The sequence below is a fragment of the Telluria sp. ZT3P26 genome (genome assembly GCF_059686035.1).
On the sequence record NZ_JCASII010000001.1, the window covers coordinates 703,829 to 716,382 of the forward strand.

Annotated in this window: 14 protein-coding genes and 1 tRNA gene; 4 read left to right on the forward strand and 11 right to left on the reverse strand. The window is 65.8% G+C overall.

Going from position 1 to position 12,554, the window contains the following annotated elements; genetic code table 11:
- The first annotated feature begins 16 nt into the window (after positions 1 to 16).
- Positions 17 to 1,090, forward strand: a complete 1,074-nt coding sequence (locus AC56LN_RS03085) for a sulfate/molybdate ABC transporter ATP-binding protein (protein ID WP_482899883.1) — start codon at positions 17 to 19, stop codon at positions 1,088 to 1,090.
- Complete coding sequence (locus AC56LN_RS03090; protein WP_499569894.1) at positions 1,087 to 2,016, forward strand: CysB family HTH-type transcriptional regulator; 930 nt, start codon at positions 1,087 to 1,089, stop codon at positions 2,014 to 2,016. Before AC56LN_RS03085 ends, AC56LN_RS03090 begins: the two co-directional genes overlap by 4 nt.
- 41 nt (positions 2,017 to 2,057) lie before the next feature.
- Here AC56LN_RS03090 and AC56LN_RS03095 read toward each other — a convergent pair whose 3' ends face one another.
- The 4 genes from AC56LN_RS03095 to AC56LN_RS03110 form a co-directional block, all read right to left on the reverse strand.
- Positions 2,058 to 3,107, reverse strand: a complete 1,050-nt coding sequence (locus AC56LN_RS03095) for a quinone-dependent dihydroorotate dehydrogenase (protein ID WP_499569895.1) — start codon at positions 3,105 to 3,107, stop codon at positions 2,058 to 2,060.
- Positions 3,108 to 3,221: 114 nt separating this feature from the next.
- The gene (locus AC56LN_RS03100) at positions 3,222 to 3,950 is read right to left on the reverse strand and encodes an arginyltransferase (protein ID WP_499569896.1); all 729 of its coding nucleotides are present in this window, start codon (positions 3,948 to 3,950) and stop codon (positions 3,222 to 3,224) included.
- Positions 3,951 to 4,015: 65 nt separating this feature from the next.
- On the reverse strand, positions 4,016 to 4,738 hold the full coding sequence (gene aat, locus AC56LN_RS03105) for a leucyl/phenylalanyl-tRNA--protein transferase (protein ID WP_499569897.1): 723 nt from the start codon (positions 4,736 to 4,738) through the stop codon (positions 4,016 to 4,018).
- Between the two features lies 1 nt (position 4,739).
- A complete protein-coding gene (locus AC56LN_RS03110) occupies positions 4,740 to 5,321 on the reverse strand; it encodes an NUDIX hydrolase (RefSeq protein ID WP_499569898.1) in 582 nt (193 codons plus the stop codon).
- Between the two features lie 182 nt (positions 5,322 to 5,503).
- Here AC56LN_RS03110 and AC56LN_RS03115 point away from each other — a divergent pair.
- Positions 5,504 to 5,580: transfer RNA gene (locus AC56LN_RS03115), tRNA-Met, on the forward strand.
- Positions 5,581 to 5,750: 170 nt separating this feature from the next.
- The gene (locus AC56LN_RS03120; RefSeq protein ID WP_499569900.1) at positions 5,751 to 6,164 is read left to right on the forward strand and encodes a T6SS immunity protein Tdi1 domain-containing protein; all 414 of its coding nucleotides are present in this window, start codon (positions 5,751 to 5,753) and stop codon (positions 6,162 to 6,164) included.
- Positions 6,165 to 6,174: 10 nt separating this feature from the next.
- Here AC56LN_RS03120 and AC56LN_RS03125 read toward each other — a convergent pair whose 3' ends face one another.
- The 7 genes from AC56LN_RS03125 to lspA form a co-directional block, all read right to left on the reverse strand.
- Positions 6,175 to 7,101: a DNA-3-methyladenine glycosylase family protein gene (locus tag AC56LN_RS03125; protein ID WP_499569901.1), complete on the reverse strand. Its 927-nt coding sequence runs from the start codon at positions 7,099 to 7,101 to the stop codon at positions 6,175 to 6,177.
- Positions 7,101 to 8,018, reverse strand: a complete 918-nt coding sequence (locus tag AC56LN_RS03130) for a DMT family transporter (RefSeq protein ID WP_332532462.1) — start codon at positions 8,016 to 8,018, stop codon at positions 7,101 to 7,103. Before AC56LN_RS03130 ends, AC56LN_RS03125 begins: the two co-directional genes overlap by 1 nt.
- A 92-nt stretch (positions 8,019 to 8,110) precedes the next feature.
- Positions 8,111 to 9,106, reverse strand: a complete 996-nt coding sequence (locus tag AC56LN_RS03135; RefSeq protein WP_499569902.1) for an XdhC family protein — start codon at positions 9,104 to 9,106, stop codon at positions 8,111 to 8,113.
- A gap of 83 nt (positions 9,107 to 9,189) precedes the next feature.
- On the reverse strand, positions 9,190 to 10,284 hold the full coding sequence (locus AC56LN_RS03140; RefSeq protein WP_499569903.1) for a M48 family metalloprotease: 1,095 nt from the start codon (positions 10,282 to 10,284) through the stop codon (positions 9,190 to 9,192).
- Positions 10,285 to 10,305: 21 nt separating this feature from the next.
- The gene (gene dut / locus AC56LN_RS03145; RefSeq protein ID WP_258835399.1) at positions 10,306 to 10,755 is read right to left on the reverse strand and encodes a dUTP diphosphatase; all 450 of its coding nucleotides are present in this window, start codon (positions 10,753 to 10,755) and stop codon (positions 10,306 to 10,308) included.
- Between the two features lie 16 nt (positions 10,756 to 10,771).
- Positions 10,772 to 11,992, reverse strand: coding sequence for a bifunctional phosphopantothenoylcysteine decarboxylase/phosphopantothenate--cysteine ligase CoaBC (gene coaBC, locus AC56LN_RS03150; RefSeq protein ID WP_499570773.1), 1,221 nt, complete (start codon positions 11,990 to 11,992; stop codon positions 10,772 to 10,774).
- Between the two features lie 19 nt (positions 11,993 to 12,011).
- Entirely contained in the window at positions 12,012 to 12,554 is a 543-nt protein-coding gene (lspA, locus tag AC56LN_RS03155) for a signal peptidase II (RefSeq protein WP_332532458.1), read from the reverse strand.

A 12,554-nucleotide genomic window follows, 5' to 3' on the forward strand; every position in this document is an offset into this window, starting at 1 on the left:
TCCGCCGGAGCCACGCATGACGATTGAAGTCCAACACATCCGTAAAAATTTCGGCCAGTTCAAGGCGCTCGACGACGTCTCGCTGCAGTTCCCGGACGGCGAACTGACCGCGTTGCTCGGCCCGTCGGGCTGCGGCAAGACCACGCTGCTGCGCATCATCGCGGGCCTGGAATACCCGGACTCGGGCACCGTGCTGCTCGACGGCCAGGATTCGTCGCACCGCCATGTGCGCGAGCGCCAGGTCGGCTTCGTGTTCCAGCACTACGCGCTGTTCAAGCACATGACCGTGTTCGAGAACGTCGCCTTTGGCCTGCGCGTGAAGCCACGCAGCGAGCGCCCGAGTGAAGACCAGATCCGTGACAAGGTCAAAAAGCTGCTCGAACTGGTGCAGCTCGACTGGATCGCCGACCGCTACCCGCCGCAACTGTCCGGTGGCCAGCGTCAGCGCATCGCCCTGGCGCGCGCGCTGGCCGTCGAGCCGCGCGTGCTGCTGCTCGACGAGCCGTTCGGCGCGCTGGACGCCAAGGTGCGCAAGGAACTGCGGCGCTGGCTGCGCCGCCTGCACGACGACCTGCACGTGACGTCGATCTTCGTCACACACGACCAGGAAGAAGCGCTCGAGGTGGCCGACCAGGTCGTCCTGATGAACAAGGGCCGCGTCGAGCAACTGGGCAGCCCCGACCAGGTCTACAACCATCCGGCGTCGCCGTTCGTGTACGGCTTCCTGGGCAACGTCAACCTGTTCCATGGCCGCATCCACGAAGGCGTGCTGGCCAGCGGCGACGTCAACTTCCAGGCCCCGCAGCACATCGATGTGCGCGACGGCGCCGGCATTGGCTACGTGCGCCCGCATGATCTGGATGTCGAGCGCTACACGCCGGGCGCCGAGGGCGTCGTCGCCAAGCTGCGCCGCGCCCATGCGATCGGGCCGCTGGCCCAGCTGGATCTGGAGCGCGCCGACAATGGCCAGATGATCGAAGCGGTGCTGCCCAACGAGCGCTTTGCCAGCCTGGGCCTGAAAGAAGGCGACACGCTGGTGGTGCGTCCGCGCCGGATCGAAGTCTTTGTCGACCAGGGTAGCGCCGCATGAACTTCCAGCAGCTGCGCTCGGTACGCGAAGCGGCCCGGCGCGACTTCAACCTGACCGACGTGGCCAACGCGCTGTTCACGTCGCAGCCCGGCGTGTCGCGCCAGATCCGTGAACTCGAAGATGAACTGGGCGTCGTGATTTTCGAGCGCAACGGCAAGCGCCTCACGGGCCTGACGCCGCCCGGCAAGGGCATCCTGCGCATCGTTGAAAAGCTGCTGGTCGAAGCCGAGAACCTGCAGCAGGCCAGCCGCGAATTCGCCGGCCAGGACAGCGGCACGCTGACGGTGGCCGTGACCCACACGCAGGCCCGTTACGCGCTGCCGCAGGTGGTGCAATCGTTTCGCGCCGCGTTTCCCAACGTGCGCATCGCCCTGCAGCAAAGCGCGCCGGAACACATCGCAGCCTGGGTCGCGTCGGGCAAGGCCGATATCGGCATCGCGACCGAAGGCCTGTCGGCGTTTCCCGACCTGGTGTCGTTCCCGTGCTACCGCTGGAGCCATCTGATCGTGGCGCCGGAAGGCCATCCGATCTTCGCCAGCGGTTCGCCGCTGCGTCTGGAAGATTTGGCCGAGCATCCGCTGATCACGTATGACCAGGGCTTTACGGGCCGCAGTCATATCGATGCGGCGTTCCTCGAAGCCGGACTGGCGCCCGATATCGTGCTCACGGCGATGGATTCGGACGTGATCAAGCAATACGTGTCGCTGGGGATGGGGGTGGGAATCGTGGCGTCGATGGCCTTTGACCATGGCCGCGACAAGGGGCTGCGCGCGATCGAGGCATCGCACCTGTTCGCGCAGAACGTCACGCGCCTGGCGGTGCGGCGCGGGTCGTACCTGCGCTCGTATGCGTTTCACTTCATCGAGCGCTTCGCGCAAGGCTATACGCGGGCCGATATCGAGAAGGCGATTGCGACCGCAGAATAGGGTGGTGCTGCCGGCACGCCAGACTGGCGCGCCGGCCGGGTTTACTTCTTCTTTTTCTCGCGCAGCACGTCGGCGCAATCACGCACCAGGCCTGGCCCGGCGTAGATCAAACCACTGTACAACTGCACCAGCTTGGCGCCGGCCGCGATCTTCGCGCGCGCATCGGCGCCGCGCATGATGCCGCCCACGCCGATGATCGGGATGTCGTCGCGCAGCTCGGTCTTGAGCGCGCGGATCACGATATTCGATTGCTCGAACACGGGCGCGCCCGACAGGCCGCCTGCCTGCTGCGCGTGCTTCATGCCTTCGACATCGCGCCGGTTGAGCGTGGTATTGGTGGCGATGACGCCGTCGATCTTGTGGCGCAGCAGGGCGCCGGCGATGTCGCGGATCTGGTCGCCGTCGACATCCGGGGCGATCTTGAGCGTGAGCGGCACGTAGTGGCCGTGCTGGTCGGCCAGGCGCATCTGCTCTTGCTTGAGCTGCGACAGCAGGGCGTCGAGTTCGGACGCGCCCTGCAACTGGCGCAGGTTCTGCGTGTTCGGCGACGAGATGTTGACCGTCACGTAGCTGGCATACGGGTACACCTTGCGCAGGCATTCGAGGTAGTCGTCGGCAGCGCGCTCGATCGGCGTGTCGGCGTTCTTGCCGATGTTCAGGCCCAGCACGCCCTGCTTCTCCTGAAAGAAGCGCGACGCCTGCACATTGGCCACGAACGCGTCGACGCCGCCGTTATTGAAGCCCATGCGATTGATGATGCCGCGCGCGCGCGGCAGCCGGAACATGCGCGGTTTCGGGTTGCCGGCCTGGCCACGCGGCGTGACGGTGCCGATTTCGATGGACCCGAAGCCCAGCGCAGCCAGGCCGTCGATGTACGCGCCATCCTTGTCCAGCCCGGCGGCCAGGCCGACGGGATTGGGAAACGTGATACCCATGACGGTGCGCGGATCGGGCCGTGGCTTCCGGATGGCGCCGGTCAGGCCGAGCGCAGCTGCGCGACGCAGCATGGGCAGGGTCAGGTTGTGCGCCGCTTCGGGATCGAGCGAGAACAGTGCGGGTCGAACGAGGGTATACAGGATTTTATCTGGCATGGGGTACTCGGTTGACGTATCCCCGACATTCTAACGTGCGGCAGGGTCCAGTACGTAACGAAGTGCCAATGCAATTGTTAGCGGTTGTGTCCAGTGACCCGGCACGCAACAGGTTCAGGCGTCCAGAACGCCCCATTGCCCGTCGATGCGCGCTTCGAGTGGCCTGAAGTTGATCTTGTAGGCCATCTTGGGGCTCTGCGCGATCCAGTAACCCAGGTACACGTGCGACAAGCCGAGTTCGTGCGCCTGGTTGACCTGCCACAGGATGTTGTAGGTGCCGTACGAGGCGTTCTCGATATCCGGGTCGAAGAAGGTATAGACCGACGACAGGCCATCGGACAGCACGTCGATGATCGACACCATGCGCAGGGTGCCGTCGGGCTCGCGGAACTCGACCAGGCGCGTGTTGACGCGGCTTTGCAGCAGGAATTGCGCGTACTGGTCGCGGCTGTCCTGGTCCATGCCGCCGCCGACATGGCGCGTGGTCTGGTAGCGCAGATACAGCGCGTAGTGCTCGTCCGAGAAGGCCAGGTTGGCCACCATCGCGACCAGGTTGCCATGGCGCTTCCAGACGCGGCGCTGGGTGCGGTTGGGCGTGAAGTCGGCGCACTTGACGCGCACCGGGATGCAGGCCTGGCAGCCGTCGCAGTACGGGCGATAGGTGAAGATGCCGCTGCGCCGGAAGCCATTCTTGACCAGCTCAGAATACACGTCGGCATTGATCAGGTGCGACGGCGTGGCGACCTGCGAGCGCGCCTGGCGCGCGTCGAGATAGCTGCACGGGTAGGGCGCCGTGGTATAGAACTGCAGCGTGGCGAAGGGCAGGTCGTGTAGGTGCGTCATGCAAGGAGCTCTCGGGACGACGTGGGGTTGCTGTCTATTCTAGCGAAAACCGCGCCGCGATTCCGTTAGCCAGGCAACGGTGACGTCACCGTCCATGCGTCGATACCGGGTCTGGCGGTGGCGCGGTGGACGTGTTCAAGAAAGCGGCTGCGCGGGATCGGCGTGGCGCCCAGCGACGCCAGGTGGCCGGTCTCCTGCTGGCAATCGACCATCTCGACGCCATGATGGCGCAGGAACGCCACCAGATAGGCCAGCGCGACCTTGGACGCATCGGACACGCGTGCAAACATCGACTCGCCATAGAACATGCGGCCGATGCAGACGCCATATGCGCCGCCCACCAGCTCGCCATCGAGCCAGACCTCGGCCGAGTGCGCGTAACCCAGCGCGTGCAGGCCCGTGTAGCCGGCGATGATCTCGTCCGAAATCCAGGTGCCGGGCCCGTCGCGGCGCGGCGCCGCGCAGGCGCGCATCACGTCGTCGAAGGCGCTGTCGAAGCGCACGTCCCAGCGTCCGCCGTCCAGGCGGCTGCGCTCGATCTTGCGCAATGTTTTTGCCAGGCTGTTGCTGACCTTGAACTGGTCGGTATACAGCACCATGCGCGGATCGGTACTCCACCACAGGATCGGCTGGCCTTCGGAAAACCACGGGAAGATGCCGTTGCGGTAGGCCTGCAGCAGGCGCGCCGGCGACAGGTCGGCGCCGGCGGCCAGCAGGCCCGGCGCTTCGACCGTCAATGCCTTCGACACATCGGGGAACGGCGTGTCGGTCTCGAGCCAGGGAATCATGTCAGTCCGGTTCGCGTGGGGCCATCATGGGGCGGTTGACGGCCACGCTGTGAAAGCCGAAGTCACCACCGTCGCGCACTTTGATCCGGTCAGCAAAGAACAGTTCCAGCGTCGTGCGGATGGTGGGGAAGGCCAGGTCGTCCCACGGAATGGTCGCTTCGGTGAACAGTTGCACGTCCAGGCTTTCGATGCCTGCCGCATAGTCGAGGTCGCGCAGGCGCGCCAGATAGAACAGATGGACCTGGTGGACGTGGGCGACGTTCAGCAGCGAAAACAGCGGGCCGAGTTCGACATTGGCGCCGGCTTCTTCTTCGGTTTCGCGCTGCGCCGCCTGCTCGGTGGTCTCTTCATTTTCCATGAACCCGGCCGGCAGCGTCCAGTAGCCGTAGCGCGGCTCGATCGCGCGCTTGCACAGCAGGATCTGGACTTCGCCATCGTGTTCCCACACGGGAATGGAGCCGACGACCAGCTTCGGGTTCTGGTAGTGGATCGTGGCGCAGTGCGTGCACACATAGCGCGGCCGGTTGTCGCCTTCGGGAATGGCCAGCACGACAGGGTGGGCGCACTCGGAGCAGAATTTCATGGTGGATAGGGCAGGTTGGTCGTGGCAATACTGTACACCGAATGCGGCGTCGGCAGGGTCAGGGGCCGCGTTCACGGCTGGCGCTGGCGACGGCGGCAGAGGTATAAGTTTCTTCAATCGGCCATGCAGAAAGGATTAGGTTTGCTTAATGACGGTCGAACGCGTATAATTCATTTCACAGACGCGGGGTGGAGCAGTCTGGCAGCTCGTCGGGCTCATAACCCGAAGGTCACAGGTTCAAATCCTGTCCCCGCAACCAAGATTAGAGGCCGTTGATTCGAAAGAATCAGCGGCTTCTCGTTTTTCCGGCCCTGTTTTCTTGCTTCTCTGTAAGGGCCTCGATACAGGTCAACCTTACGTACCTGCGTCGCAATGCATGGCTGATTGCCCGGTCCAACCCGCAACGGACGACAAGTCGGGGAGCAAGCCATGATCGATGTAGACGACATCAACCAATCCTGGGGCTGGGTGGGCATGAGCGCGGTCGAGGTACTGGGCGCCAATGCCTTCGGCAATCTCATCATCCGCGACGAAGACGACAAGTTCTGGTGCCTGCGCCCGCACGAGCTCTGTTGCGAGCCGCTGGCCAGCAACCGCGCCGCGCTCGATGCGCTGTCGTACAACCAGGATTTTCTCAACGACTGGTACATGCCCGAGGCCGTGTGCCTGGCCGAAGCAGCGCTGGGGCCACTCACCGACGGGCGCACCTATTGCCTGAAGATTCCCAGTGCGCTTGGCGGCAAGTATGGGTGCGATAACCTGGCGACTGTACCGTTGGCGGCGTTGATCCGGTTTTCGGGGGAGGGGGCGCAGCAGTTTGACGGTTTGCCGCGCTGGAACTAGACATTAAAAACTAGGCGGGCTTGTCCGCCGCCGGCGTATCGGCCAGGCTCGCCCACAGGTAGGCCGCCGCCATCGTCCGGTGCGGCGCGTAGCGTGCCAGCAGGCGCTCGGCCTCCGCTACGGTTGGCCGGGCTGCGCTCCCAGAGAGTTTGTGCAGGGCAGCGCGCACGGCGACGTCGCCTTCCAGCGAGCAATCGGGATAGCCATAGCCGCGCAGCAGCACGTAGTTGACAGTCCAGGGGCCGATGCCTTTGATCGCCAGCAGTGTTTCGCTGACCTCGGCGCTCGCCGAGCCAGAAATATCCTCCACGCCAGCATGCCGCTCGAGCACCAGGCTGCCATCGACCACCATGCGCGCCACGCGCAGGATCGTCTCGGCCTTGGCGTTCGAGAATTTGCGGCCCGTGAGTTCGCTGATGTCGAGCCGGGCCACATCCAGCGCCTCCGGATAGCACCACAAGCCGGACGAATGCGCGCGGCCTGCCAGTTGAATCAGCGTGCGGCGCAGTGCGATGGCAAACGTCAGGTTGATCTGCTGGCCGATGATGGCCCAGGTCAGCGCTTCGAAGATCGTGGCCGACTGCACGATGCGCAGCCCCGGCTGGCGCGCCACGACGGGCCCCAGCCACGGATCGGCCTGGACAGCCGCGCCGAACGCCGTCGGATCGATCCGCAGGCCCAGCACGTTCAGCAGCGCCTCGCGCGTCCGTGCCTGCACATCCGGCGTGACCGGCCCGTCGAAGGTCACGCGGCACTGCGCGGCGCCATCTCCGAACCGGATGTCCAGCAGCGTCGGTACGCCACCGAGCAGCACGCCCTTGCGCAAGCCGTCGGCGTCGACCTGCTCGGCCACGCGCTCGGGATCGCGGCCGTGAAATGCCAGCACGTCGGCGACGCGGTAGCCGGGCGGCAGGGCGATCGTGTGGGATGCAGTCATCAAATTCCCGTTGGCGCCGGCACGCGCCGCCAGGTGGGCTTGAATCCGGTCACCAGCGCCGTGCCGAGCAGGACGATTGCCGAGCCGGCGATCGTGTGCCAGCCGATGACCTCATGCAGGAACAGCGCGCCCCACAGGATGCCGAACACGGGGCTGAGAAACGTGACCGTCAGCGCCGACGTGGCGCCGACATCCTCGATCAGCTTGAAATAGACGATGTAGGCAATGCCGCTGCACACCACGCCCAGCGTTACCACGGCGGCCATGATGCCAGCGGTCGGCTCGCCCGGCGCCGGGAAGAACGCGACCAGCGGCAGCACCAGCAGGGCCGAGGCCCACATCGAGCCGTGTGCATTGGCGAACGGCGCCACGCCGCCCTTGCTGGCAGCGGCCGACTTCGTGTACTGGCTGGCGACGCTGTAGCTGAAGGCGGCAATCAGCGCGGCGGCCACGGCCAGCCCCGCGCCGGGGCGTTCGGCCACGTGATCAAAGCCGACCAGCAGCGCAACGCCGGCGGTGCCCAGCAGCAGGCCGAGGGCGCTGCGCCGCGTGACTTGCTGGCGCGCCCACACGGCGCCGACCAGCGCGCCCCACATCGGCGCGGTGGCGTTGAGCACCGCCAGCACCGACGCCGACAGCGTGCGCGCGGCAAACGCGAACAGCAAAAAGGGCAGGGCAGAGTTGAACAGGCCCAGGATCAGGTAATGCTGCCAGTGGCGGCGCACGTTCAGCGGCGCGCCGCGCCCGCGCAGATGCAGCACCCAGCTCACCAGCGCGAGGAACACGGCCGCCAGCGCGAGCCGGTATTCGATCAGTACGGCCGGCCCGAGCACCGGGGCGGCGATGCGCATGAAGAGGAAGGAGCCGCCCCAGATGGCGGCCAGCGCAACGAGGCGCAGCATGTTCGCGGTGTTCATGAGGTCGAAAAAAATGGCCAGTTGTCAGGCTGACCATTGTGGCAGGGCCGGCAGCAATGTGCCAGCCGCTTCTTGCCATCGATACCCGCGCGTCAGGCGGCGCTGGCGAGCGTCAGTGCGGCCGCATGCGGCATGAGTAGCGTCTGTGGCACCGCGTTCTTCACGGCCGTCATTTCAGCCATGATCGAGACCGCGATTTCAGCGGGCGTCTTGCTGCCGATGTACAGCCCGATCGGGCCGTGCAGGCGTGCGAGTTCAACGTCGGTCAGGTCGAACAGCTTGAGGCGCTCGCGCCGCTTGGCATTGTTGGCGCGCGAGCCGATCGCGCCGACATAGAAAGCCTCGGACTTGAGCGCTTCCATCAGCGCCAAGTCATCCAGCTTCGGGTCGTGCGTGAGTGCCACGACGGCGCTGCGCGCATCGAGCTTCGCGTCGATGACCAGGTCGTCTGGCATCGCATGCACCAGCGTCACGCCGGGGATATGAAAGCCGCTGCGGTATTCTTCGCGCGGGTCGCATACGGTGACGCGGTAATCCATGCCGGCGGCGATCTGCGCCAGGAAGCGCGACAGCGGGCCGGCGCCGATGATGTACAGGCGCCAGCGCGGACCATGCAGCGTGTGCAGTACACCATCCTCGACGCGCTGAACGGCCGTGGCCTGCGCCGTGGCGAGCGTGACGGCGCCGGTATCCAGTTGCACGCTGCGCTCGACCAGTTCACCCTCGCCCAGGCGCGCCAGCAGCTCGTTGATGCCGCTGTCGACCGACAGCGGTTCGATCGCCAGCTCGATGGTGCCGCCGCAGGGCAGCCCGAAGCGGTGCGCTTCGTCGGCGCTGATGCCGTAGCTGATGATCTCGGGGAGGGTGATTTCGATGCCGTTGTCGCGCACGCGGGCGATCAGGTCGTCCTCGATGCAACCGCCCGAGACCGAGCCGACCACCTGGCCGTCTTCGCAGATGGCCAGCGTGGCGCCCACGGGGCGCGGGCTGGAACCCCAGGTCTTGATGACCGTGACCAGCTGGCAGCGCTGGCCGCCGTCCAGCCAGGCGGCGCAGGTTTTCAGTACGTCGAGGTCGATGCTGTCCATGGTGTTCGTGTCGCCGGGGCGGGTGAATGAGATGGACAATCATACAAAAAAAGCGCCGCACGTGTCGGCGCGCAGGCCAGCGCTCAGGGCACCAGTGGTTTGTTCCCGCTTTGCTTGGCCTTGACTTCAATCACGGCCTTGTCGATCGCCGCCACGCGCATCGGCGTGGCCGGGTGGTTCGCCGTATAGCCATTGAGGATTTTCGCCGGGTAGGTCGCTGCCAGGCGCTTCCAGAATGCGGACGCACCTTCGTAGCGGTAGCCGGCGCGCGCCAGCAGGTAGACCGCCAGGCGGTCGGCCGCGACGTCGTCGGCCGCCGGCATCGCCTTGATGCCGCCGCTGCCGATCAGCATCGAGGTGTCGGGCGTGATGGCGGTGAGGTTGTCGATGATACTGCCGATGGTGGCCGCATTGCGCTGCGTGGCCGCGTGGCCCAGCATATTGTGCGCCATCGTGCGCGCCACCACGTACGCCAGTTCGTCGTCGTTCTGGGCGAAGCCCAGCATGCCGCGCGTGACCATCACGCGGCTGCCGTCGGCGTACGCGTTGATGTTGTCAGCGTTGCCCAGTTCGATGGCGAAGGCGCAGGCACGCGTGACGGGAATGGTCAGGTCGCGCGGCTTGCCACTACGCTCGATCGACAGCGGCAGGCTGGCCTGCTTGGCCATGATCGGGCCGAACACGGCGCCGGCCTTGCTCAGTGCATTCTGGCCTTCCGGCAGCGGGGTGCCGGCGGCGGCCAGCAGGCGGTCGCCCTGGCGCAGGCCAGCCTTGGCTGCGCCGCTGCCATTGAGAACATTCGTGACCTGCAGGCGCTCGTTCATGCCCAGCACCACCCATGCTGCCTCGTTGTACTGGCCCGGATAGGTGTAGCGGTTCTTCGCCGTGAAGCCCAGCAGGTTGCGCGCGTGCTTGGTACACAGCGCGGCGTTGTCGATCAGGAGCGGTGCTGCGACGCGGTACAGGCGGTCGTGCTGCGTTGCCATGCGCTGGAGCACCTCGGCGGCAGCGGCCATCTGCGGCGTGACCTCGGGCTTGCCCGGCACCGGCCCGGCCGGCTGGTCGCCCGGGCCGGTCGACGATTGCATTGGTCCCGGCGTGCTGCAGGCAGCGAGTAGCGCTGCGGTAGCGAGGACAAGGGCCGGGGAAGTGAATCGGTGCAGACGCTGGATGCGCATCAGGGTGCTCCTCATGGTTTGTTATTGTTTGCCGGTGCTGCCGAACCCACCGACGCCACGGTCGCTCGACGCGAAGTCCGTCACCACGTTGAAAGCCACTTGCAGTACCGGCACGATGATCAGCTGCGCGAGCCGATCCATTGGCTGCAGCACGAAGGCAGTGCTGCTGCGATTCCAGGTGGAGACCATCAGCTGGCCCTGGTAATCGGAGTCGATCAAGCCTACCAGATTGCCCAGAACGATGCCGCTCTTGTGGCCCAGGCCACTGCGCGGCAGGATCATCGCGGCGTAGCCCGGATCGCCGATATGGATCGCGAGACCCGTCGGCACCAGCACGGTTTCGCCCGGGGCGATGGTCAGCGGCGCATCCAGGCAGGCGCGCAGGTCCAGGCCCGCACTGCCCGGCGTGCCGTAGGCCGGCAGCAGGTCCTGCATGCGCGGGTCGAGGATTTTGAGGTCGATGTGTTTCATTGCAAATTCTTGGGTATCAGGTGAGCAGGGAGCGTTGTTCGAGGCGCTTGCCGATCTCGGACACCAGCTGGCGCGCCAGCGTGAGCTTGTCGGCGCGCTCGAGCAGCACGTGGCCGTGTTCGTCGAACAGGATGATCGTGTTGTCGTCCTGGCCGAACGTCTGCGGCCCGATATTGCCGACCAGGAGGGGAATGCCCTTCTTTTCGCGCTTGGCCGCACCATAGGTTTCGAGGTGCTCGGATTCGGCGGCAAAGCCCACGCAGTACGGCCAGCCCGACAGCGACACGGTCGCCGCCACCGAGGCCAGGATGTCCGCGTTCTGCGCGAATTCCAGCGCCGGTGGAGCGCCATCAGGCGTTTTCTTGAGTTTCTGGTCGCTGGCATTGACCACGCGCCAGTCGGCCACTGCGGCCACGCCGATGAACACGTGCTGGCCCGTGACGCCGGCCATCACCGCGTCGTGCATCTGCTGCGCGGTGAGCACGTCGATGCGGCGCACGCCGTGCGGCGTGGGCAGCGACACCGGCCCGGAGACCAGCGTGACGTCCGCGCCGGCTTCCCGCGCGGCGCGCGCGATGGCGTAACCCATCTTGCCGGACGACAGATTGGTGATGCCGCGCACCGGATCGATCGGTTCGAACGTCGGCCCGGCCGTGATCATCACGCGCCGGCCCGCCAGCACCTTTTGCTGGAACGAGGCGATCAGTTCGTCGACCAGTTCATCTGCTTCGAGCATGCGCCCCATGCCCGTCTCGCCACAGGCTTGCGCGCCGCGGCCAGGGCCGAACAGGCAGATGCCGTCAGCGCGCAGCTGCGCCACATTGCGCTGCGTGGCCGGGTTGTCCCACATCTCGACGTTCATCGCCGGCGCCACGTGCAGCGGCACGTGACGCGGCCGTGCCACGCACAGCAGCGACAGCAGGTCGTCGGCCGCGCCGTGCACGAGCTTGCGGATGAAATCGGCCGAGCAGGGCGCGATCAGGATTGCATCCGCATTGCGGGTCAGGTCGATATGGGCCATGTTGTTGGCCATGCGCGCATCCCACTGGTCCAGGTAGACCGGGTTGCCCGACACCGCCTGCATGGTGACGGCGCCGATGAAATGCGTTGCCGCCTCGGTCATCACGACCTGCACGCTGGCGCCGTGCTTGACCAGGGCGCGACACAGTTCGGCCGCCTTGTAGCAGGCCACGCCGCCGGTCAGGCCCAGGACGATGCGCTTGCCTTTCAGGTCCATGCTCATGGTTCCGTCCCGGTCACGACTTGTTTACGCGCCGGAATTCATCCAGCACGAACAGCACGGCGCCGACCGAGATGCCGATGTCGGCGATATTGAAGGCCGGGAAGTGGCCGATGCCGGTCCAGTAGAAATCGAGGAAGTCGATCACGTGGCCGTGCACGACGCGGTCGATGCCGTTGCCCACTGCGCCGGCCATGATCAGCGCGAGCGCGAAACAGAACAGGCGCTGGGTCGCGTTCTTGCTCATCATGTACAGGCAGAACACCACGGCGCCAATGGCGATACCCAGGAACAGCCAGCGCTGCCAGCCGCTCGCATCCCCCAGGAAGCTGAACGCCGCCCCCGGGTTGTACACCTTGATCAGGTTGAAGAAGCCCGTGATCGGCACCGTTTCGGCGTACGCGAAGGTGCGTTCGACGGTGAGCTTGGTCACCTGGTCGAGCAGGACGATGATCAGGGACAGCCCGATCCAGGGGAACATGCTGGCGCCGACGCTCTTGTTGGTGCTGCGCTTGATCAGGGTGGCGCCCGAAGGCGCTGGTTTCTTTTTGGTTGCCAT

Excerpts from the sequence above, each read along its gene's own strand:
- aat (WP_499569897.1), bottom strand. The coding sequence starts at position 4,738 with ATGATTCCCTGGCTCGAGACCGACACGCCGTTCCCCGATGTGTCGAAG.
- AC56LN_RS03100 (WP_499569896.1), bottom strand. The coding sequence starts at position 3,950 with ATGACGCACCTACACGACCTGCCCTTCGCCACGCTGCAGTTCTATACC.
- AC56LN_RS03120 (WP_499569900.1), top strand. The coding sequence starts at position 5,751 with ATGATCGATGTAGACGACATCAACCAATCCTGGGGCTGGGTGGGCATG.
- dut (WP_258835399.1), bottom strand. The coding sequence starts at position 10,755 with ATGAAACACATCGACCTCAAAATCCTCGACCCGCGCATGCAGGACCTG.
- coaBC (WP_499570773.1), bottom strand. The coding sequence starts at position 11,992 with ATGGACCTGAAAGGCAAGCGCATCGTCCTGGGCCTGACCGGCGGCGTG.
- AC56LN_RS03125 (WP_499569901.1), bottom strand. The coding sequence starts at position 7,101 with ATGACTGCATCCCACACGATCGCCCTGCCGCCCGGCTACCGCGTCGCC.
- AC56LN_RS03090 (WP_499569894.1), top strand. The coding sequence starts at position 1,087 with ATGAACTTCCAGCAGCTGCGCTCGGTACGCGAAGCGGCCCGGCGCGAC.
- AC56LN_RS03110 (WP_499569898.1), bottom strand. The coding sequence starts at position 5,321 with ATGAAATTCTGCTCCGAGTGCGCCCACCCTGTCGTGCTGGCCATTCCC.
- AC56LN_RS03140 (WP_499569903.1), bottom strand. The coding sequence starts at position 10,284 with ATGCGCATCCAGCGTCTGCACCGATTCACTTCCCCGGCCCTTGTCCTC.
- AC56LN_RS03085 (WP_482899883.1), top strand. The coding sequence starts at position 17 with ATGACGATTGAAGTCCAACACATCCGTAAAAATTTCGGCCAGTTCAAG.
- AC56LN_RS03135 (WP_499569902.1), bottom strand. The coding sequence starts at position 9,106 with ATGGACAGCATCGACCTCGACGTACTGAAAACCTGCGCCGCCTGGCTG.
- AC56LN_RS03095 (WP_499569895.1), bottom strand. The coding sequence starts at position 3,107 with ATGCCAGATAAAATCCTGTATACCCTCGTTCGACCCGCACTGTTCTCG.
- AC56LN_RS03130 (WP_332532462.1), bottom strand. The coding sequence starts at position 8,018 with ATGAACACCGCGAACATGCTGCGCCTCGTTGCGCTGGCCGCCATCTGG.
- lspA (WP_332532458.1), bottom strand. The coding sequence starts at position 12,554 with ATGGCAACCAAAAAGAAACCAGCGCCTTCGGGCGCCACCCTGATCAAG.